The sequence below is a fragment of the Xanthomonas sp. WHRI 6106 genome, assembly GCF_040202405.1.
Classification (GTDB): Bacteria; Pseudomonadota; Gammaproteobacteria; order Xanthomonadales; family Xanthomonadaceae; genus Xanthomonas; species Xanthomonas cannabis.
Genome location: NZ_JBEGFC010000015.1, coordinates 41354 through 62317, shown reverse-complemented (window position 1 = coordinate 62317; position 20964 = coordinate 41354). Strand labels below are relative to the sequence as shown.

The window sequence follows — 20964 nt, the reverse complement described above, 5'->3', positions numbered from 1 at the left end:
GGCCACCATCGACCATGCCGCCAGCGGTTCGGTATCGGCCGGCTGCAGGCAAGCGCCGCAGCCAGGCAACCATCCCGATCGCTGTGCGCTGAAGCAGCGACCCGGTACAGGCATCGCCTCCCGTCCCCCCAGACCCGTTACGCGGCGCGCGCTACGTCGCCGAACCGGACGCAACACCGCCCCGCACGTTCGCGCCCACCCTCTGATCCGTCTCCCGTCTCCCATTCCCCATTCCCCATTCCCGAATCCCGAATCCCGAATCCCGAATCCCGAATCCCGAATCCCGAATCCCGAATCCCGAACCAAGAAAAAACCATCCCCACTGCTACGGCCCCCTTGACTTTAGCTAAAGTCTTTTCGTTTCATGGTCTTATTGCCAGAAGTTCATCCGATGTCTGTTACCCTCGGCCGATGATTCGACGCACTCTGACCTGCCTGCTCACCCTCGGCCTTGTCGCCTGTGCGACCCAGCCCAGTCCTCCGTCCCCGCCGCCGGCCGCCAGTGCGCCCCCGGCCAAGCCGCCTGCTGCCCCGGTTGCGGCTGCCGTGCCTGCCAGCGCTGCCGCCGAGGCACCTGCCTTGCCGCCTGTGGATCTGACCCCAGTGCCGTTCGAAATCGCGCGTGCCAATTTCGTGCGCGACACCGCCGCCAAGTACGGCCTCGATGCCACGCAGATCGAAGCGACCCTGGCCCAGGCCCAGTTCAAGGACGCCATCGTCACCGCCATGTCGCGCCCGGCCGAGCGGGTCAAGCCGTGGAACGAATACCGTCCGATATTCATCACCCAGGCGCGCATCGACGGCGGCCGCAAGTTCCTCGCCGAACACCGTGCTGAGTTGAGCAAGGTGGAGGCTGCCACCGGTGTGCCGGCGCAGGTGATCGTGGCCATCATCGGGGTGGAGACCAGCTACGGCACCAACGCCGGCAAATACCGCGTGCTGGATGCGCTATACACGCTGGCGTTCCGTTATCCACGCAGCGGCGACCCGGCCAAGCTCGAGCGCGAAGTGCGCCGTGAACTGTTTTTCCGCGATGAACTTGGTCAATTGTTCGCGCTCGGCAAGGAAGAGCAACTCGATGTCACCGCGCTGATCGGCAGCTACGCCGGTGCGATGGGCATGGGCCAGTTCATGCCATCGAGCTACCGCCAGTTCGGTGTCGATGGCGATGCCGACGGCAAGCGCAATCTGTTCACCGACTACAACGACGTGTTCGCCTCGATCGCCAATTACTTCGTCAAGAAGGGCGGCTGGGTGCGCGGCGGGCAGGTCGCCGTGCCGGCCACGCTGGCCGCCGGCCACGAAGAATTCAACCCCACCGACTGGTCGCCGGTGTACACGCTGGCCGACCTGTCGGCGCGCGGATATCACCCGGGCGCGCCGGTGGTGGCCGGCAGCACCGCCACCCCGATCAGCCTGGACGATGCCAACGGCAAGCAGTACTGGCTGGGCTTCCAGAACTTCTACGCAATCACCCGCTACAACATTTCCAAGATGTATGCGATGGCCGTGTTCCAGCTGTCCGAGGCCATCGCCGGCAAGGAGTTACCCCCGGCATGAACAGCATTGCAGGCCACAAGTGGCTGATTCCGATGGCATTGATGCTGGGCCTGGCGGCCTGCAGCAGCGCACCGAAGAAAGGGGCCGGCAGCACCGGTAGCGGCGCGATCAAGGGGGTGAAGGTCGATGGCAAGGGACCGGCGTATGTCGCCACCGGCTGCCCCTCCACGTCGCCGTATGCGGCAGCCAAGGAAGACCCGTCCACGCGTGGCGATTACACCGCCGGCGGCCTGTACAAACCCGGCGTCAAGGACAGCACGCCGGACCACGTGCCTAACGTGGCCTGCATCCCCGAGCCGCTGGTCACCAACGAGCCGCGCTCGGCGGTCGGCAACCGCTCGCCGTATGAAGTGCTGGGCAAGCGCTACGTGGTGATGGACAACCCCGGCGATTATGTCGAGCGCGGCACCGCCTCGTATTACGGCAACAAATTCCACGGCCGGCTGACCTCCAACAAGGAGGTCTACGACATGTACGCCTTCACCGCCGCGCACAAGACCTTGCCGCTGCCAAGCTTTGCGCTGGTGACCAACACCGACACCGGCGAGTCGGTGGTGGTGCGCGTCAACGACCGCGGCCCTTTCCACGACGGCCGTGTGATCGATCTGAGCTACGCCGCCGCGGTCAAGCTGGGCATTACCGGCAAGGGCACCGGCAATGTCGAAGTACGTGGCCTGACCGAGGCAGACAACGGCAATCTGCTCGCCAAGCGCCGCAGTGGCCAGGCACCGGTGAACGCCGCGATTGCCAGCGCGCGGCCGGCGGCCAGCGCCAGCCAGATCGATGGCCTGGTGCAACGGCTGCCCACCCGCACCGTGCCGCCGCGTACAGCTGCGACAGGCACTGCAACAGCGGCTGCCGCGCCGGTCGCCGCATCGGCGGCGGCGCCGGTCACGGCCGCCGGCGAGCGTTGGCGCTATCGCGTGGCCGACTCGCGTCAGCCCGGCAATGCCGACAACTTCGATGCGTGGATGAAATCGCAGGGCGTGCGCGTGGCCACCGGCAAGCCCGCCGCCGCGACCCCGCGCCCGGCTGGCGCAACCACCGCTCCCGTGCCGGCAGCAGCACCGGTCGCCGTTGCGGCAGTCAAGGCGCCGGACAACGCGCCCGCACGTCCGCTCAAAACCGCGCAGGCCCAGGTTCCGGCCAAGGCGCCAAGCGTGGCCGAAGCGGCGCTGGGCGACATCCTGTTGCAGGTGGCCAGCTTCGCCAGCCGTGAGAACGCCAATCGCGCACTGTCGCAACTGGCCTCGGCCGGCATCGCCGGTGCCAGCGTCAGCGACATCGTCAGCGGTGGCCGTACCCTCTGGCGCCTGCGCGTCAACGCCCGCGATCATGCCAATGCGTCGGAAATCTCCCAGCGGATCGCAGGGCTGGGCTTCGGGCGGCCGCAGATCGTCGCCAACTGAGCGCCGCTGCGCGGGTGTGGCAACGCCCGGCACGCCCGTTGAATACAATCCTCCCGTGTGCGATGCGGTGGTTTCCGGCGTCGCCCACTCATCGTCTACGGCGTGCCACCCGCAGCGTGGGGCGCCCGGACACTGAACTGTGCAAGCGCGCGCACACCGTCGCGCGTCGCCCCGATCGCCGTGGCGCCTTACAATTTCGCATTACCCAGCCTTCGGGCCCGTCAGGAGTCGTTCTTCAATGAAATTCCGCTTCGCCGCCGCTGCCGTGGCCACGTTCGCCTTCGGCCTGGTCTGCGCCCAGACGCCTGCGCCGCAGCCGACGCCCGCTGCGGCTACCGCGCCGGCCTCGCAGGCTGCATTGCCGGTCCCACCCGCGCCGGCGCCGGCCGTGTCCAAGTCCTGGATCCTGATGGACTACGCCACCGGGCAGGTACTCGCCGGCGAAAACATCCACCAGCAGCTGGCACCGGCCAGCATCACCAAGGTGATGACCTCCTACGTGGTGGCCGCTGAAATCAAGAACGGCAAGGTCACCCGCGACGACCAGGTCATGATGAGCGAGCGCGCCTGGCGCGAGGGCGGCGCCGGCACCGACGGCAGCTACAGTGGCTTCCCGGTCAACCAGACCGCGCGTCTGGAAGACATGGAAAAGGGCATGGCGATCCAGTCCGGCAACGATGCCGCCATCGCCCTGGCCGAGCACGTGGCCGGCAGCGAGGAAGCCTTCGCCTCGCTGATGAACAGCTACGCCGCCAAGATCGGCATGAAGAACTCGTACTTCGTCAACGCGCACGGGCTCAGCGCCGAAGGGCACCATTCGACCGCCTACGATCTGGCCATGCTGGGCCGCGCGATGGTGCGCGATTACCCGGAGACCTACGCCTACAACAAGATCAAGGAATTCCAGGTCGGCACCATCAAGCAGAGCAACCGCAACCGGCTGCTGTGGCGCGACCCGGCGGTGGATGGCATCAAGACCGGCCACACCTCCGAGGCCGGCTACTGCCTGCTGAGCTCGGCCAAGCGCGGCGACCAGCGCCTGATCGCCGTGGTCATGGGCGACAGCTCCGAGGAGCAGCGCGCCACCGACAGCCTGGCCCTGCTCAACTGGGGCTTCCGCTTCTTCGAAATCCACAGCCTGTACGCGCCCGGCAAGGTCGTGACCCAGCAGAAGGTGTGGAAAGGACAGCAGGACGAAGTGCAGCTGGGCGTGGCGCAGCCGCTGCTGGTCAGCCTGCAGCGCGGCCGCTACAACGACCTCAAGCCCAGCATGGAAGTGCCCAAGAATCTGCAGGCGCCGATCAAGAAGGGCCAGCAGGTGGGTACGGTGAAGGTCAGCCTGGACGGCAAGATCATCGCCCAGGCCCCGCTGGTCGCCATCAACGCGGTCGAAGAGGGCGGATTCTTCAAGCGCCTCTGGGACGCGTTCTGGATGTGGTGGGAATCAGAGTAAAAAAATGCCGGCGAAAGCCGGCATTTTTTTGCAATCGAGAATCGGGAATCGGGAATCGGTAAAGGCAGGAGCACCGCGATTGCTTTTGCGATTCCCGATTCCCCACTCCCGATTCCCAGCCCTCAAAGCATCCGGCTGATCGTGAAACTGCCATACACCGGCGTCTCGCGCTGGGTCTCGAATTCGCGGGTGCGGTGGTAGCGGGCAATGGCGAATTTCCAGCGGCCGTACATCACCGCCAGGCCGTAGCCGACGTCGCCCACGAACGGGCGCTTGTCCACGCTGTGGCTGTTGCGGAAGGTATTGCCGTCCAGGGTGATGTCGCGGATCACCCAGCGCGCATCGGTGGTCAAGAACACATGCCCCGACCAGCCGCTGGCGCGTCCCAAGCGGCTTGGTGCAGTGTTCTCGCCGGCCGGCCGGGTGGGCGTGCTGCCGAAGTCGTCCGGCAGCTTCCAGCCAAAGCGCGCTTCGCCGCCTGCGTTCACATGTGTGGCCATGTTGCCGAGCGAACCGCCCCAGTGCGAAATGAAGTCCCAGCCGAAGCCGCCGGCGTTGCCGCTGGCGTCGGCCGGCCAGCGATGCATGCGCTCGTGCACCAGATTGATCAGCGGCTCGTTGTGCAGCTGGTTGTCCCAGCCCTGGAATTTCTCGTCGCCCAGCGCGTCGTGGATCGCATCCTGCGCCTCCTGCGCAAAGGCCCACGGGCCGACCACGCCGATCTGCAGCTGGGTGGTCCGCAGGTGGGCATCGTTGCGGGCGTTGTAGCCGAAGCTTGCCAGCAGGATGCCCGCATACGGGCGGTCGTCCGGGATCACGTCGCGGCGGGTGTAGTCGGTCGGGGTAAAGATGGCCTGGCCAATCGAGAACACCATGTTCTGCTGGTCGAACTCGCCCGGATGCAGGCGTTCCAGATAGCTGTTGACCCAGCGCGCGGTGCGCGGCAGGCAGGGGTCGTCGGTGTAATCGACCAGGTTGGGCGAGACCAGGGTCAGCACGGCACCGTTGGAATAGCCCTGGTCCTGGTCCTCGCCGCCAAACAGGTCGTTGTCGACCCGGAAATTCACCGCCGGCGGCGTACGTCCCAGTCGGCTCGAATCGCATTGATCGGCCGCCAGGGCCGGCAGCGACAGCCCGGTGAGAGAAAGCAACAAGGCAGCAGACAACGCGCGCGGTCGGAGCATAGAGGACCTGGGGAGTAAGGAGTGACCTGGTTCGGCAAAGGTGCCTGGACGCACGGCTGTGCCGCGTGAAGTGCGGGCCATCATGCGCCTGCACGACCGAGCTGTAGCAAAAGCTGCTGGCACCGGTGCGTTCCATTTGCGAGGTGGTCAGAACCGCACGCGCGAGCCATGAAAAGCCGGCGCGAATAGCATATGATCCGCCCCCGGGGGACACGCCCCAAGGAACGGCGGCCTTCGCAGGCCATCTCATCACCAACGGATCGCGTTCGCCGACGGCAGCGCAGGTGTTAGGGGACTACTTATGAGCAAGACTATTTCTGTAAGCGCGGCAGTGCTGTCGGGCATGCTGGGTGTTGCGTTGAGCGGCATCAGCGCGCCGGCATCGGCCGGCTTCAAGGATGCCTTCAAAGGCTCTGCACAGGACCAGCGCAAGGAGGCCGCCGCGCAGATTCCGGTGTGCGCCAAGCCGCTCGGCAGCCTGTCGGTGATCGAGCCGGAAGACGCGGTCAACTGGTGGTCGGGTCAGCAGCTGCCGGCGCCGTCCAAGTTGATCAAGGTGTTCGTCAACAAGTCCCGCTGTTTCACCCTGGTGGACCGTGGCGCCGGCATGGCGGCATCGCAGCGCGAGCGCGAGATGGCGGCCAATGGCGATCTGCGTGCACGTTCCAATGTCGGCAAGGGCCAGATTCGCGCGGCCGACTATGTGATGACGCCGGACCTCATTTCGCAGAACCGCAATGCCGGCGGCAGCGCCATTGCCGGCATGCTGGGTGGCCTGGTGGGCGGCAATGCCGGCAACCTGGTAGGCGGTCTGAATCTCAGCAAGAAGACGGCAGACGTGGTGTTGACCATCACCGATGTGCGCTCGTCCGAACAGGTCGCCATGGCCGAAGGCAACGCCAAGAAGACCGACCTGGGCTGGGGCGCGCGCGGCAACGTATTCAGTGGCGGCGACTATGGCGCGGCCGGTGCGGGTGGTTACGCCAATACCGAAATCGGGCAGGTGATCACCCTGGCCTATCTGCAGGCCTATACCGATATCGTCGGCCAGCTCGGCGGCCTGTCCGGCAACGCGGCTGCATCCAACGCGCAACAGGCGGTTACCGTGACGCGTGCAGGTCGGTTGCTGGCCAATGCCAAGGGCACCGGCGCAGCAGTGCGTACGCTGGAGCCCGGCATGATGCTGTATCCCACCGGCACCAAGGAAGGCGTGATGTGGGAAGTCGAAGACGAGATGGGCAACCGCGGCTGGGTGTCCTCGGCCATGCTCGAACTGTCCAAGTAAGTGCTGTCCTCGGCCGCTGCGCTGCCTAGTTGACGCAGCGGTTCGATACGCTTGCAAAATGGTCGCTGACCGGTAGACAGATGGTCGAGTGACGTGCCACCGCCGTCTGAGCAGCGGCGTGGTCGATGCGGGCATGGTCGCCGCGCGTGCCGGCCACCGTGGTCCGGCAGTTCCGCCAGGCGTCAATGCCTGGCAAGGCAGCGGAGCCAGTGCCCGGCACAATGGCTCCGCGCGTCGTTTCAGGCGGCGTGGGCTTGGGTTTACCCCCTGCCGGCCCGATAATGGGGCGATGGATATCAGCACCGACAACCCTGATCACGGCTTTCAATTCCCCGGCACCTTCGAACTGAGCGCGATGGGCGCGGCCGAACGCGGTCTGGAAACCGAGCTGCCGCGTTTGCTTGCTGCCACCGGCGTGGAACTGCTGGAGGAAAGCGTCAGCTGGAAGCATTCGTCCAGCGGCAAGTACGTCTCGGTCAAGATCGGCTTCCGTGCCGAGAGCAGGGAGCAGTTCGACGCGGCGCATCAGGCGCTGCGTGATCACCCGGAAGTGAAGTGGACGCTGTAGCGACCCAAGCGGCGCCGGCCGCTGTGTTGGTGCCGCCCGCATCGCTGCGCGACCTTGGCCGGCAAGACTATGCGCCGGTGTGGCGCGCCATGCAGCGCTTCACCGATGCGCGCGATGCATCCACCGCCGATGAGGTGTGGATGGTCGAACATGCGCCTGTGTTCACGCTGGGCCAGGCCGGCAAGCCGGAGCACGTGCTGGCGCCAGGCGAGATCCCGGTGCTGCAGGTGGACCGCGGCGGGCAGGTGACCTATCACGGCCCGGGCCAGCTGGTGGTCTATCCGCTGCTCGACCTGCGCCGGCTCAAGATCGGTGTGCGCGACTACGTGTGCAAGATCGAGCAGGCGCTGATCGACACCCTGGACGAGTGGAATATCGTGGCCGAGCGCCGCGAGGGCGCGCCCGGCGTCTATGTGGGCGATGCCAAGATCGCCGCGCTGGGCATCCGGGTGCGGCGCGGCTGCACCTTCCACGGGTTGTCGTTCAACGTGGCGATGGACCTGGAGCCGTTCCACCGCATCAATCCGTGTGGCTACCAGGGCCTGCGGGTGACCTCGGTGCTAGACTTGGGCGGCCCCTCCGGGATGGCCGCCGTCAAGGCGGTGCTGCTCGATCAGCTGGCGCGCCAGTTCGGTCTCGTGTTGCAGCCTGTCTCCGCATTGCCCGACCTTTCGCTTCCGGCCTGAGCGCCCGTACCGTCATGACCCAGCCTATCGCCCGTTCCATTCCCTTGCAGGTCGTCTCCGGCGACACCGCCGCGCCTGCGCCGCTGCAGACCGGCGTCAAGCAGATCGGTGGCGACAAGATCAATCGCTCGCCGGTGCAGTTCGTCGATGCGCCGGTGCTGCGCAAGCCGTCGTGGATCCGGGTGCGGATTCCCTCCGGCAATGCGGTGCAGAACCTCAAGGCCAAGCTGCGCGAAAACCGCCTGGTCACGGTGTGCGAAGAAGCCAGCTGCCCGAACATCCACGAGTGCTTCAGCCACGGCACCGCGACCTTCATGATCCTGGGCGAGGTGTGCACGCGGCGCTGCTCGTTCTGCGACGTGGCGCACGGCCGGCCCAAGCCGCCGGACGCCGGCGAGCCGGCCAGCCTGGCCGCCACCGTGGCCGACATGGGCCTGAAGTACGTGGTGGTGACCAGCGTGGACCGCGACGATCTGCGCGACGGCGGGGCTCAGCATTTCGTCGACTGCATTTCGGCCATCCGGGTCAGTTCGCCCAAGACCCGCATCGAGATCCTGACGCCGGATTTCCGCGGCAAGGGCCGCATGGACCGCGCGCTGGAGATCCTGGCCCTGAGTCCGCCGGATGTGTTCAACCACAACATCGAAACCGTGCCGGACCTGTACCCGAACGTGCGTCCTGGTGCCGATTACCAGTGGTCGCTGACCCTGCTGCAGCGTTTCAAGGCGCAGCACCCGTCCATCGCCACCAAGTCCGGCATCATGCTGGGACTGGGCGAGACGATGGAGCAGGTGCAGGCCACCCTGCGCGACCTGCGCGCGCACGATGTGGACATGATCACGATCGGCCAGTACCTGCAGCCGACCCCGCACCACCACCCGGTGATGCGTTACTGGACGCCGGAGGAATACAAGGCGCTGGAGGAGTACGGCAACGCGCTCGGCTTCAGCCACGTCGCCTCCGGGCCGATGGTGCGTTCGTCGTATCACGCCGATCGCCAGGCGGCCGGCGCCGGCGTCGCTGCCTGAGCGACGCAGCGCGTACTCCGGGCCTTAGCGCCGATCATCCAGCCCACCTTGGCGGTGGCGATGCCTATCGCCGCTGGTGACCTGCTGGCTGACCAGCCAATAGACCGTTCGCGCTTCCACACGGCCTCATGCATCGCACGGGGCCGTGTCGTTTTTGGCACCGGAGCGCGCGGGTGCAAGGTACGGTCGCGTTCACAATCTGCTACGTGCCCGGCGCTAGGCTGATTCAGCCAGCGGATGACAACGCCAGCAACTTTGGGCACTGTCATGCTGTCTGATCCGTTCACCGCCTTTCTTTCGTCGGCCCCGTGCCGAGAGCCATTCGATGACCTACAACGTTTCTGCGTCCATGAAGGCCGGCCTGCTGGCGCTGGTGTTGACCACTCCGATGGCATTGCTGGCGCGCGCCGATACCGCGCTGCCGGCGGCCGCCACGCCCGAACAGGCAACGGCCACCAAGCTCGTCTACGGCCTGCTGTCCGACAGCCGCTATGCATATCGTCCGCGCACCCTGGACGAGGCGATGTCCAAGGACGTGTTCAAGCGCTACCTGGAAACGTTGGACGGCGGTAAACAGTTCTTCACCCAGACCGACATCGACGGCTTTGCGCCGTTGCAGGCCGGTGTGGGCGACGCACTGCGCGGCGGCAACCTGGAACCGGCGTTCCAGGTGTTTGCGGTCTACAAGAAGCGTGTGGACCAGCGCGTCAAGTACGCGCGCGACCTGCTCAAGCAGGACTTCGATTTCACCGGCAGCGATAAGTTCGAGTACGACCGCAAGGACGTGCCGTGGGCCAGCGACGACAAGCAGCTGGATATGTTGTGGCGCCAGTCGGTCATGAACGACTGGCTGCGCCTCAAGCTGGCCGGCAAGAAGCCCGATGACATCCGCAAGACGCTGGACAAGCGCTATGCCGCGCTCGCCGATTCGGTGAAGCAGCTCAAGGGCGAGGACGTGTTCCAGTTCTTCGTCAACGCCTACACCAACGCTGTCGACCCGCACACCGATTACTTCACCCCGCGCACTGCCGAGACGTTCAATCAGCAGATGTCGTTGTCGCTGGAAGGCATCGGCGCACAGCTGCAGAAACAGGACGACATGGTGGTGATCCGCGAGGTGATCCCGGGTGGTCCGGCGGCGGTGGATGGCACGCTCAAGCCGGGCGACCGCATCGTCGGCGTGGGCCAGGCCAAGAATGGCGCGATCGAAGACGTGATCGGCTGGCGCATCGACGACGTGGTGGCCAAGATCCGCGGCAGCAAGGACACCCAGGTGCGCCTGGAGTACATCCCGGCCGAATCCGGTATCGACGGCAAGCACCGCACGGTGACGCTGACCCGGCAGAAGGTGCGTCTGGCCGAGCAGGCCGCCAAGGGCGAAACCATCACCTTGCCGGCCAAGGGCAGCGAACCGGAACGTCGCATCGGCATCATCAAGCTGCCGGGCTTCTATCAGGACTTCGAAGGCCGCCGCCGCAATGCGACCGACTATGCCTCGGCGACCCGCGACGTGGCCAAGCTGCTGGCCGGTTTCAAGACCGACAAGGTCGACGGCGTGGTGCTGGATCTGCGCAACAACGGTGGTGGTTCGCTGGACGAGGCGATCGAGCTGACCGGGCTGTTCATTGAACAGGGTCCGGTGGTGCAGGTGCGCGAATCCGGGGGCCGGGTCACCGTCAATGGCGACAGCAATCCGAAGGTGGCCTGGGACGGCCCGCTGGGCGTGCTGATCAACCGTGGTTCGGCCTCTGCCTCGGAGATCTTTGCCGGCGCCATCCAGGACTACGGCCGCGGCCTGGTGATCGGCGAAACCAGCTTCGGCAAGGGTACGGTGCAGAACATCGTCGACCTGGACCGTTGGCCGGCCGCGGAAGGGCAGCGCTATGGCCAGGTCAAGCTAACGATCGCGCAGTTCTTCCGGGTGAGCGGCTCCAGCACACAGCACAAGGGCGTGGTGCCGGATATCGCCTTCCCGGCCAGTGTGGATGCCACCGAATTCGGCGAAAGCACCTACGACAACGCGCTGCCGTGGACGCGCATTGCCGCTGCGCCGCACACCCAGTACGGCAACTTCGCGCCGCTGCTGCCCAAGCTGCAATCCCTGCACACCGCGCGTATCGCTGCCGACAAGGAATTCCAGTGGTGGGAGGAAGACGTCAAGCAGTTCCGCGATGAGAAGGCCAAGAAGTACATCTCCTTGAACGAGGCCGAACGTGTCGCCGAACGGCAGAAGCAGGACCAGCAGCGCAAGGATCGTCAGCAGGTCCGCAAGCAGCTGGGCTTGCCGCTGGATCCGCTGGCCGATGACAGCGACGACGGGCTGACCGGCAACGAACGCGACATCGTCAAGGACACGGCACGCGAAAAGGCCGCAGAAAAGCGCCCGGATCCGTTGTTGCATGAGTCGGCGGCCATCCTGGCCGACGCGCTGGGCCTGCTTGCGCAGGATCGGCCGCTGTCGGCGCAGGTACTGCCGCAGTCCACAGCGCCGGGGCGCTGGGCGGACTGACAGCCAGCACGACCGAGCACTGACCAACGCCACCATTTGTCGGTGGCGTTTGTTTTGGGCCAATGCACCGCGCCGGCCGTACAGTGGCAACGGCCTGCCGCGTCTCAGTTCAGCGCCTGCCAGCAGGCCTGCAGGCCCAGAAGCAGCAGGGTGCAGAAGAACACGCGCCGGAACGTCTCGGCGGAAATGCGCCGCCGGACCCGGGTGCCGGCCCAGACCCCCAGCGCCGTCGGCAGCAAGGCCAGCAGCGACGGCACCCCCGCCGACAACGGCACGCCACCGTGCCAGATCAACGCGATGGCCAACGCGAGCGTTGCGGTGCCGAAGCAGGCTGCCAATGCGCGGATCAGCATCTCGCGAGGCAGCCCCAGCGCGGCGAAATACGGCGCCACCGGCAGCACCACGACACCGGTGGCGCCGTTGAGCAGGCCGCTGGCCAGGCCGGTCAACGGACTGGCCCAGCGTTCATGGCGGGGTGGCAGCGTCCACTGCCAGCGCGCCAGCCCGAGCAACGCGTAGGCCACCAGCAGGGCGCCGAGCCCGGCGCGCAGGCTGCGTGGGTCGCCGCCGATCATGACACCCACGCTCAGCCAGGTGCCCACGCTCATCAGCGTCAGCAACGGCCAGATGCGCCGCAACAGCGCCCCCGGTGCCGGTCCCCAGGCCTGCTGCAGATTCGTCACCAACGAAGGCAGCACCAACAGCGCAGCTGCCCGGCTCGGCGGTAGCCACAACCCCAGCAGGCCCATCGCCACGGTGGGCAGCCCCATCCCCGCGACACCCTTCACCCCGCCAGCCAGCAGGAACACGCCCGCAATCAGGACCCAGTGCAATCGATCATCAGTCATGCCGGGCAGGATCCGGCGGCGGTGGCGACACGGCAAGCTGTCTTTGTTTGAGGCAGACTTCGTCCACGCCGAAGGCTGTGGGTGCGCAATGCAAGTGGAGTTCGTCGATCTGCGGATCTTCGTGGCGGTGGCCGAGACCGGCAGCATCACCGCCGGTGCCGACCGCGTGGCGCTGTCGCTGGCCGCCGCCAGCGCCCGTATCCGCGCACTGGAGCTGCAGGTCGGCGCGGCGCTGTTCGAGCGTGGCCGGCGTGGCGTCACCCTTACCGCTGCCGGCCAGGTCTTGCTGCGCCACGCCCGCACGCTGGCCCGGCAAGCGCAGGCGATGCGTACCGAACTGGGCGATTACGGCGCGGGCGGGCAGGTCAGCCTGCGGCTGGCCGCCAATACGGCGGCGCTGTCGGAATGGCTGCCCGAATGCGTGGCCGACTTCCTGCTGGCGCATCCACGGGTGGACCTGACCCTGGCCGAATGGGGCAGCGAGGAGGCCGCCGATGCAGTGCGCGAGGAGCGCGCGGATCTGGCGGTCGTCGCCGGGCATGCGGATTTCACTGGCCTGCAGCGGCGACCATTGCGCCATGATCGCCTGGTCGTGGCGGTTGCGGCCGGCCACTCGCTTGCCGGCGCGACCGCGCTGCGTCTGGCCGATCTCACCGACATGCAGTTGCTGGCGTTATCGGTGGACAACGCCCTGCAGCGCCATTTGCGCACCCATCTGGCACGGGCGGGCGTGCACCTTCGTATCCGCGCGCGTGTTCCGGGGATCGAAACGCTGTGCCGCATGTTGGCGCGCGGCATCGGCGTGGCCATCGTGCCGCGCGCCGCGCTGGCGTGCTCCAGCGTCAGCCAGCAGCTGGTGGCCGTGCCGCTGGACGAACCCTGGGCGCGGCGCGAGCTGTCCATCGTGTGGCGCGACACGCCCTCGGTGATCCTGCAGGCCTTGCTGGAATGGTTGCAGGCAAGCGCGGCGCAGTCATGGATTCAGCCTCCGTAAGCGAGCGTGCTGACCATCAACCATCAACCATCAACCATCAACCATCAACCATCAACCATCAACCATCAACCAACCAACCAATCAATCAATCAATCAATCAATCAGCCAATCAGCCAATCAACTAATCAACTAATCAACCGACCAATCCCGCGTGCGTGCGCTCAGCGCGGCCAGGCGAACTCGGCGAGCACGGGATAGTGGTCTGACGGCAACACGCCGCCGGGGCGGTCATCCAGCGTGACGAAGTGCGTTGGCGTCAGCCCGCGGAACAGGATCCAGTCGATGCGCCGGGTCGGGTGAGTGGTGAAATCCTGGAAGGTCTTTTCCGGTCCGCTGCGTTTTGATGCCTTTGCGCGTGCATCGCCCAGCACGGCAGTCAGCGTGGGGTAGGTGATCTTGTCGGGGTCGCTGTTGAAGTCGCCGGTCAGCACCACCGGGATCTCGCTCGGAAGCTGCGCAATGCGCGACAGGATCAGCTGCGCGCTGCGTTCGCGCGCGGGTTCGTCTTCGTCTCGATAGGGGAAGTGCGTGTTGAACAGGTAGAAGCGCCGCTTGTCGCTGCGCCGTTCGAACAATGCCCAGGTCACCATGCGCGGCAGCACGTTGCCCCAGGTGATGCTGGCGGGGACCTCTGGCGTGTCGGAGAGCCAGAAATTGCCGGATTCCACGACATCGAGCGCGCGCGTGTCGTAGAACACGCCCATGTGTTCGTCGCTGTCATCGCCGCGTCGCCCCTGGCCGAACCAGCGATAGTTGGGCAGCTGTGCAGCCAGGTAGCTGGCCTGCTCGCTCACCAGTTCCTGCGTCCCGAACACATCCGGATGCGTCTGCCTGATCAAGGCGACCATTGCGCTGCGACGCACCTGCCAGCGCTTGTCGCCCTCGGTGTCGGCAGGAACCCGCACGTTGAACGACATCACGCGCAACGGTGCGATGGCCGGTGCGGCCAGTGCCGGCAAGGCGATGCACAGCAGGGCGATGGCAAGGAAGCAGCGCGTCAGTGCGCGTGTGATCGGACGTGGCATGCAGGCAGATTCCCGAAGAAACAAGACGCCAAGTCTAGCCAGCAACGATGACGGCCGTGACAGCGCGGCGGTGGGGTCCGTCGCTGCCACTGCACGCTTGACGTCCCTGCGCAACGGCGTAGCATTTGTCGCAGGCCTGCGGATAGACCGCTGGCCTCACCACTCAACCGTGAGGGATTCTCATGGCAGCACCGTACGACTATCTCGTGTTTATCGGGCGTTTCGAGCCCTTTCATAACGGCCATGCCGCCGTCGCCCGCCACGCGCTGGGCAAGGCGCGCAAGCTCATCGTGTTGATCGGCTCGGCCGACACCCCTCGCACCATCCGCAATCCATGGACCGTCGCCGAACGTGCGGTGATGATCGAGTCTGCGTTGCCGGGTGAAAGCGAGCGGTTGATCCTGCGGCCGCTGCGCGACCATCTGTACAACGAAAGCCTGTGGATTGCCGAGGTGCAGCGTCAGGTTGCCGAGGCCGTGCAAGCCGATGGCGGCACGCCGGATGCGCGTATCGGGTTGATCGGCATGGACAAGGATGCCAGCAGCTATTACCTGCGTGAGTTTCCGCAGTGGCCGCTGGAAGATGTGCAGCACACCGCCACCCTCTCGGCCACCGAGCTACGCCGTTATCTGTTCGAGGCCGGCGACATCGGATTTCATGGCGGGCTGTTGATGCTGCGTGGCAACGTGCCCGCGCCGGTGTACGACATGCTGGAAGCGTTCCGGCGCAACTCGCCCAGTTATGCGCAGCTGGTAGCCGAATACCGCTTCATCGAGCAGTACCGTGCCGCGTGGAAGGATGCGCCGTATGCGCCGACCTTCGTGACCACCGATGCGGTGGTCGTGCATTCGGGGCATGTGCTGCTGGTGCGGCGTCGTGCCGAACCGGGCAAGGGCCTGTGGGCGCTGCCGGGCGGTTTCATCGCTCAGGACGAAGGCCTGCTGGAAAGCTGCTTGCGCGAGCTGCGCGAAGAGACCCGGCTCAAGGTGCCGGTGCCGGTGCTGAAGGGCTCCCTGCGCGGCCGCCAGGTATTCGACCATCCCGAGCGCAGTCTGCGCGGGCGCACCATCACCCACGCGTTCCACTTCGAATTTCCTGCGGGGGAGTTGCCTGCGGTGCGTGGCGGCGACGATGCCGACAAGGCGCGCTGGATTCCGATCGCCGAAGTGATGGCGATGGGGCCGCGCCTGTACGAAGACCACCTGCATATTCTTGAATTTTTCCTGGGCCGTGGCTGAGGGCGCTGCCATCGCCTGCGTGCTGCCGCCGACCGACGTCGGCACGGTGCGATGGGCTTGCCTGATCCACGACCTCCCACCGGCGGACAGACCGCTGGTTTACCCGACGCGAAGGAGCTTCCGTCATGCATTACCTCGATAACCTGCTGCTCAACACCGACAGCTACAAGGCCAGCCACTGGCTGCAATATCCGCCCGGCACCGATGCCTCGTTTTTCTATGTCGAATCGCGCGGTGGCGTGTACGACCAGACGGTGTTCTTCGGGTTGCAGTCGATCCTGAAAGAAGCGATCAACCGACCGGTGACGCATGCCGATATCGACGATGCGAAAGCATTGCTGGCCGCGCACGGCGAACCGTTCAACGAAGCCGGCTGGCGCGACATCGTCGAGCGGCTGGGCGGACAACTGCCGATCCGCATCCGCGCGGTGCCCGAGGGCGCGGTGGTGCCCACCCACAACGTGTTGATGACCATCGAGTCCACCGATGCCAAGGCGTTCTGGGTGCCCTCGTATCTGGAAACCCTGTTGTTGCGCGTGTGGTACCCGGTGACGGTGGCCACGGTGAGCTGGCAGGTCAAGCAGATCGTGCGCGATTACCTGGAGCGTACCAGCGACGATCCGGAAGGGCAGCTGCCATTCAAGCTGCATGATTTCGGTGCGCGTGGCGTGTCCAGCCTGGGCTCGGCTGCATTGGGCGGGGCCGCACACCTGGTGAATTTTCTCGGCACCGACACCTTGTCGGCGTTGCTGCTGGCACGTGCGCATTACCACACGCCGGTGGCCGGCTATTCGATCCCCGCAGCCGAGCACAGCACCATCACCAGCTGGGGCCGCGAGCGCGAGGTGGACGCGTATCGCAACATGCTGACGCAGTTCGCACGTCCAGGATCGATCGTGGCGGTGGTGTCGGACAGCTACGACATCTACCGCGCCATTCGCGAACATTGGGGCACGACCCTGCGCGAGGAAATCATCGCATCGGGCGCAACGGTGGTGATCCGTCCGGACTCCGGCGACCCGGTGGACGTGGTCGAGCAGTGCCTGGTGCTGCTGGACGAGGCGTTCGGCCATCAGGTCAATGGCAAGGGCTACAAGGTGCTCAACCATGTGCGGGTGATCCAGGGCGATGGCATCAACCCGAGCTCGCTGCGTGCGATTCTGGAGCGCATCACTGCCGCCGGCTATGCCGCCGACAATGTCGCCTTCGGCATGGGCGGGGCGCTGCTGCAGAAGGTGGACCGCGACACGCAAAAGTTTGCGTTGAAGTGCTCGGCGGTGCGTGTGGACGGGCAGTGGATCGATGTCTACAAGGACCCGATCACCGACCAGGGCAAGCAGAGCAAGCGTGGCCGGCTGACCTTGCTACGCGACCGTCGCGACGGCAGCTATCGCAGTGCGTTGCTCGATGAAGTGGCTGCCCATGCCGAGAGTGAGGACGCCTTGGTGACGGTGTGGGAAAACGGCGCGATGCAGCAGGAGTGGGCGCTGGAACAGGTGCGCGCGCGTGCCGACGCTGCACGCCGTTGATGGCCTGCAGGCGGGAATGAGCATGCCCGCCTGCAGCGATGCGGGGTCTGCATTGCCCCCCTCGGCACTGCTGGCGCAGCTGCGCGCCGCAGCGCCGAGCCTGCAGCAGCGCGTGCCGCTGCAAGACGACGCCGGCCGCTGGCACCGGCTGCAGATCGGCGCACGGCGCTTGCGCGCAGCATTGCCGATCACATTCACCCCGTATGCGTCGGTGCGGCCCTGTTCGGCACGCTGCGGGTTCTGTTCGGAAAACCTGCGCCAGCACGGCAGTGGTCCGGCGGCCTCGATGCTGCGCCCGGGGCCCGCCTATTTCAGGCAGCTGCGTGAGGTATTGCAGCTGCTGCACGCAGTGCCGTTGTCGTATTCGTTGTCCGGTCTAGAAATGACCGACGATCCGGACTGGCTGCAGACCTTGCTGCAGACCTTGTCAACCACCGCCGAGGGTCCGCAGGTCGAGCAGCGCGTGCTGTACAGCAACGGCGCCGGTCTGGCGCGTGCGCATGGCGGCCGTCTGCTCGAGGCACTGCTGCAGTTCGGCCTGTCGTGGATCGAGCTGTCGCGCCACCACCCGGTGCAGGCGCGCAACGATGCGATCATGCGTTTCCGCCCCGGCGAGCCAATTGCCAATGCGGACGTCTTCCTGCAGACCGCCCGCCGCTTGGCTGCGCGTCTGCCGGTACGCCTGGTCTGCATCGTGCAACGCGGCGGTGTGTGCAGTGCCGATGATGTTGCGCAGTACATCGACTGGGCACGCAGCTGTGGTGCGCAGCAGGTGATCTTCCGTGAGCTGTCGCGGCTGGACGATGCGTATCGCAGCAATGGCACCTGGCGCTACATCGCACAGCATCGCGTCGGGGTGGAGCCATTGCTGGCCGAGTGCATGCAACAGCCGTGGTGGTCGCGTTGGCAGCTGGACAGCATGACCGAAGGGTATTACTTCTGGAATGTGCGCCTGCGCAGCGCGGACGGCATGCAGGTGGTATTCGAAAGCGCCGACTATGCCGCGATGCATGCGCGTCACGCCACCGGGGATGTGTACAAGCTGGTGTTCTTTGCCAATGGGCGCCTGTGCGCAGGTTGGGACCCGGACGCAGATGTGTTGTGGGACGCCGCCGGGGCGGAAGCGCGCGATGGATGAGTTCGATCAGCGCAGCTGGTGGACGCCGGCGGCGGACGATGCGGCCTGGGCCTTGCCCGATGATCTACGGGCCGCCGATCCACTCAACGGGCGCGATTGCGGCTGGGTCAACCAGATGCGGCCGTTCGTGCGCCATTTCAGTCAGCCGGACGAGCAGGTGTTCGACCCGTTCTGCGGGTTTGGCAGCACCTTGCTGGCGGCGGCCTTCGAAGGTCGCGCTACCCACGGCATGGAGATCGATGCCGGGCGCGCCCAGCTGGCCCGCACGCGCCTGCAACGGCACGGGGTGACGGCGCCGATCGTGGTCGGCAGCCTGGTGCATGCTGCGCCGGCGGCAGCGGTTGATCTATGCCTGACCAACGTGCCGTACTTCGGTTGTCAGTGGCGCGGGCAGACAGTGCCGGGCCAGCTGTATGCCAGTGCCGACTACGCCAGCTATCTCGCGGGAATGCGCGCCATATTCCACGCGCTACGGCGGCGAATGCGGCCAGGTGCATTCGGCGTGGCCATGGTCCAGAACGTGCGCGTTGGCGGGGGGGTGCTGCCGCAGGCGTGGGACTTGGGGCGGCTGGTGGGCAGCCTGTTCACGCTGCACGAGGAGCGCGTGCTGTGCTACCAGCGCCCGGCCGATGCGCTGTCCCACGCGTGCACCGACAGCAACCGCAGCCACGAGTACGCACTGATCTTCCAGCGCTGCCATGCCCGGATGGACCTGCAGCAAGCGGCACAACTGCTGCAGGCGGTGCAGGCGGTGCAGGCGCTGGGCCTGCCGGTGGTGGTGCACGGCAGTTACGCGCGCTGGTTGCAGTCGCCGACGCTGGTGCCGGACGGCCCGGCGGACCTGGATCTGATGCTGGCTGCCGAGCAGCCGCTCTGGGACCGCCTGACCAGCTGGCTGCAGGCGCAGGGCTTCAGCCTGAGCCTGTGGGGTGAGCCGTGCCGCGCACCTGTGCCGTTGGCGGCGGTGCGCGCCCATCACTACCTGCGCGCCGAGCGCATCGGTGCCGACGGCAGTCGCCTGCAGTTGGACCTGCAACTGCCAGCGGATGAACCGCCGGTGCCCTGAGCCGGCAACGCGACACCGCGCGCACATGGCTTGGGGCTATGCTTTGAGCGGTTTTGGATGATGGAATCTCCCAATGTCTTGCACTTCCCTGATCGCGCGTGGCGCGCTGCTCGGCGCGCTGGCAACCCTGGCCGGCTGCGGTGGCAGCAAGGGCGACACGATGCTGATGCGCGAGTCGTTCAATTCCGATGACACCTATTCGCGCAGTGTGGCGGCCAGTTCGCCACAGGCCTGCGAAGCCGCACGCCGCGTGTTGCTGAGCCAGGGCTACGCGGTCACGCGCGCCGACGCCGCGGCAGTGGAGGGCAGCAAGAATTTCCAGCTGAAGGAAGCCGAGCAGAGCGAGCAGCTCAACCTGCGCATTTCCTGCGCAACCCAGGATGGCGGCAAGGCGCAGGTGTTCGTCAGCGCGCTGCAGGACCGCTACGCGCTGAAGAAGAGCTCGACCTCGGCCAGCGTGGGCGTTGGCGTGCTCGGCTCGTTGTCGTTGCCGGTGGGCAGTAGTGGCGACTCGCTGGTGCGCGTCTCCAGCACTACGGTGCAGGATGCGGCCTTCTACAAGCGCTTCTTCGAACGCCTGAACTCGTATCTGCCCAAGGTGACCGACGTGGCGCCCGCCGCAGCGAGCGCTGCGCCGGCACCGACACCTGTGGCTCCGCACCCGCCCGCGCCGGTGCCTGCAGCGGCATCCACCACTGCGCCGGCGGTCGGCACGCCAGCTGCCGCAGCCACGCCGCCGGCCGCATCCGGCACCGTGGCGCAGCCGCCGGTTGCACCGTTGCCGGTGGAGGCGCAGGACCCGCCGCCGGCGCCGGTCGATGTGCCACAGAGCGAGCCCGCCAAGCAGCCGTGATGGTGCGGTTCACGCACCGCTCCAAAGCCTGAATAGAGGCGCGTGCGCTTCACGTCGTGTTCTCGACGCAGCGAACAGAGTGCAGCCATGACTCGCCGAATGGGCGAGAACGATGGAGACCGACGATGAAGATGCGTAATTCCTTGCTGGGTATGTCCCTGATCGGCCTGATGGCGACGAGTACGTTTGCACAGGCGCAGAACTACTCGCATCAGCAGCGGTATTCCGAGGCAGACGAAGGCCGCAAATTCTCCGACGGCACGCGCGTGCGCTGCCGTAACGTGGAAGTGCAGAAGAACTCGACCGACCCCAATCGCATCGGCGGCACCGTTGCCGGCGCCGCGATCGGCGGCCTGCTCGGCAACCAGGTCGGCGGCGGCAACGGCAAGAAGCTGGCCACGGTGGCCGGTGCAGTGGCCGGTGGCGCGGCAGGCCGCACCATCCAGGGCAATCGCCAGCAGGCCAATGGCAACCGCCAGGTCGAGCGCGTCTGCGAACGTCGTTAAGCCTGATGTGGTGACGGTCATAAGCCCCGGCCCTGCCGGGGCTTTCTTTATTGCCAAGGCGGCTGCGTGCTGCCGAGTCGACCGC

The 20964-nt window shown here is 66.2% G+C and carries 18 protein-coding genes; 15 read left to right on the top strand and 3 right to left on the bottom strand.

The features are described from left to right. The first annotated feature begins 411 nt into the window (after nt 1-411). From mltB to ABQZ09_RS18515, 3 genes are all read left to right on the top strand, one after another. A complete protein-coding gene (gene mltB / locus ABQZ09_RS18525) occupies nt 412-1560 on the top strand; it encodes a lytic murein transglycosylase B (RefSeq protein WP_184553030.1) in 1149 nt (382 codons plus the stop codon). Next, nucleotides 1557-2969, top strand: a complete 1413-nt coding sequence (locus ABQZ09_RS18520; protein ID WP_349777597.1) for a septal ring lytic transglycosylase RlpA family protein — start codon at nt 1557-1559, stop codon at nt 2967-2969. Before mltB ends, ABQZ09_RS18520 begins: the two co-directional genes overlap by 4 nt. 238 nt (nt 2970-3207) lie before the next feature. Next, complete coding sequence (locus ABQZ09_RS18515) at nt 3208-4422, top strand: D-alanyl-D-alanine carboxypeptidase family protein (protein ID WP_349777596.1); 1215 nt, start codon at nt 3208-3210, stop codon at nt 4420-4422. Between the two features lie 122 nt (nt 4423-4544). Here ABQZ09_RS18515 and ABQZ09_RS18510 read toward each other — a convergent pair whose 3' ends face one another. Beyond that, a complete protein-coding gene (locus ABQZ09_RS18510; protein WP_039404339.1) occupies nt 4545-5606 on the bottom strand; it encodes a lipid A deacylase LpxR family protein in 1062 nt (353 codons plus the stop codon). Between the two features lie 301 nt (nt 5607-5907). Here ABQZ09_RS18510 and ABQZ09_RS18505 point away from each other — a divergent pair, with 301 nt between their 5' ends. The 5 genes from ABQZ09_RS18505 (at nt 5908) to ABQZ09_RS18485 (ending at nt 11682) form a co-directional block, all read left to right on the top strand. Then, nucleotides 5908-6891: a CsgG/HfaB family protein gene (locus tag ABQZ09_RS18505; protein WP_184553024.1), complete on the top strand. Its 984-nt coding sequence runs from the start codon at nt 5908-5910 to the stop codon at nt 6889-6891. Nucleotides 6892-7180: 289 nt separating this feature from the next. Beyond that, complete coding sequence (locus tag ABQZ09_RS18500; RefSeq protein WP_039404344.1) at nt 7181-7459, top strand: YbeD family protein; 279 nt, start codon at nt 7181-7183, stop codon at nt 7457-7459. Then, nucleotides 7447-8145: a lipoyl(octanoyl) transferase LipB gene (gene lipB / locus ABQZ09_RS18495; RefSeq protein WP_039404346.1), complete on the top strand. Its 699-nt coding sequence runs from the start codon at nt 7447-7449 to the stop codon at nt 8143-8145. Before ABQZ09_RS18500 ends, lipB begins: the two co-directional genes overlap by 13 nt. Before the next feature lie 14 nt (nt 8146-8159). Beyond that, the gene (lipA, locus tag ABQZ09_RS18490) at nt 8160-9173 is read left to right on the top strand and encodes a lipoyl synthase (protein ID WP_039564120.1); all 1014 of its coding nucleotides are present in this window, start codon (nt 8160-8162) and stop codon (nt 9171-9173) included. 349 nt (nt 9174-9522) lie between these two features. After that, nucleotides 9523-11682 carry a carboxy terminal-processing peptidase gene (locus ABQZ09_RS18485; RefSeq protein WP_349777621.1) on the top strand — a complete coding sequence of 720 codons (2160 nt, stop codon included), beginning with the start codon at nt 9523-9525 and terminating at the stop codon, nt 11680-11682. Between the two features lie 104 nt (nt 11683-11786). On the opposite strand, the gene ABQZ09_RS18480 is transcribed toward ABQZ09_RS18485, so the two are convergent. Next, entirely contained in the window at nt 11787-12530 is a 744-nt protein-coding gene (locus tag ABQZ09_RS18480; protein ID WP_349777595.1) for a sulfite exporter TauE/SafE family protein, read from the bottom strand. Nucleotides 12531-12618: 88 nt separating this feature from the next. Here ABQZ09_RS18480 and ABQZ09_RS18475 point away from each other — a divergent pair, with 88 nt between their 5' ends. Further along, nucleotides 12619-13524: a LysR family transcriptional regulator gene (locus ABQZ09_RS18475; RefSeq protein ID WP_349777594.1), complete on the top strand. Its 906-nt coding sequence runs from the start codon at nt 12619-12621 to the stop codon at nt 13522-13524. A 161-nt stretch (nt 13525-13685) separates the two neighbouring features. Here ABQZ09_RS18475 and ABQZ09_RS18470 read toward each other — a convergent pair whose 3' ends face one another. Beyond that, entirely contained in the window at nt 13686-14549 is an 864-nt protein-coding gene (locus ABQZ09_RS18470; protein WP_349777593.1) for an endonuclease/exonuclease/phosphatase family protein, read from the bottom strand. Nucleotides 14550-14731: 182 nt separating this feature from the next. Between ABQZ09_RS18470 and ABQZ09_RS18465 the strand changes: the two genes are divergently transcribed. The 6 genes from ABQZ09_RS18465 to ABQZ09_RS18440 all read left to right on the top strand — a co-directional run bounded on the left by ABQZ09_RS18465 (nt 14732) and on the right by ABQZ09_RS18440 (nt 20879). Then, the gene (locus tag ABQZ09_RS18465) at nt 14732-15787 is read left to right on the top strand and encodes a bifunctional nicotinamide-nucleotide adenylyltransferase/Nudix hydroxylase (protein ID WP_047697165.1); all 1056 of its coding nucleotides are present in this window, start codon (nt 14732-14734) and stop codon (nt 15785-15787) included. A gap of 125 nt (nt 15788-15912) precedes the next feature. After that, nucleotides 15913-17316, top strand: coding sequence for a nicotinate phosphoribosyltransferase (locus ABQZ09_RS18460; protein ID WP_228315326.1), 1404 nt, complete (start codon nt 15913-15915; stop codon nt 17314-17316). 22 nt (nt 17317-17338) lie between these two features. After that, nucleotides 17339-18454: a radical SAM family protein gene (locus ABQZ09_RS18455; RefSeq protein WP_349777620.1), complete on the top strand. Its 1116-nt coding sequence runs from the start codon at nt 17339-17341 to the stop codon at nt 18452-18454. Continuing rightward, a complete protein-coding gene (locus tag ABQZ09_RS18450; protein ID WP_349777592.1) occupies nt 18447-19520 on the top strand; it encodes a DNA methyltransferase in 1074 nt (357 codons plus the stop codon). The genes ABQZ09_RS18455 and ABQZ09_RS18450 overlap by 8 nt, the downstream gene beginning before the upstream one ends. Nucleotides 19521-19593: 73 nt before the next feature. After that, a complete protein-coding gene (locus tag ABQZ09_RS18445) occupies nt 19594-20373 on the top strand; it encodes a DUF2242 domain-containing protein (RefSeq protein WP_184553009.1) in 780 nt (259 codons plus the stop codon). A 125-nt stretch (nt 20374-20498) separates the two neighbouring features. Further along, nucleotides 20499-20879: a glycine zipper 2TM domain-containing protein gene (locus ABQZ09_RS18440; protein WP_047697156.1), complete on the top strand. Its 381-nt coding sequence runs from the start codon at nt 20499-20501 to the stop codon at nt 20877-20879. Nucleotides 20880-20964: the final 85 nt, after the last annotated feature.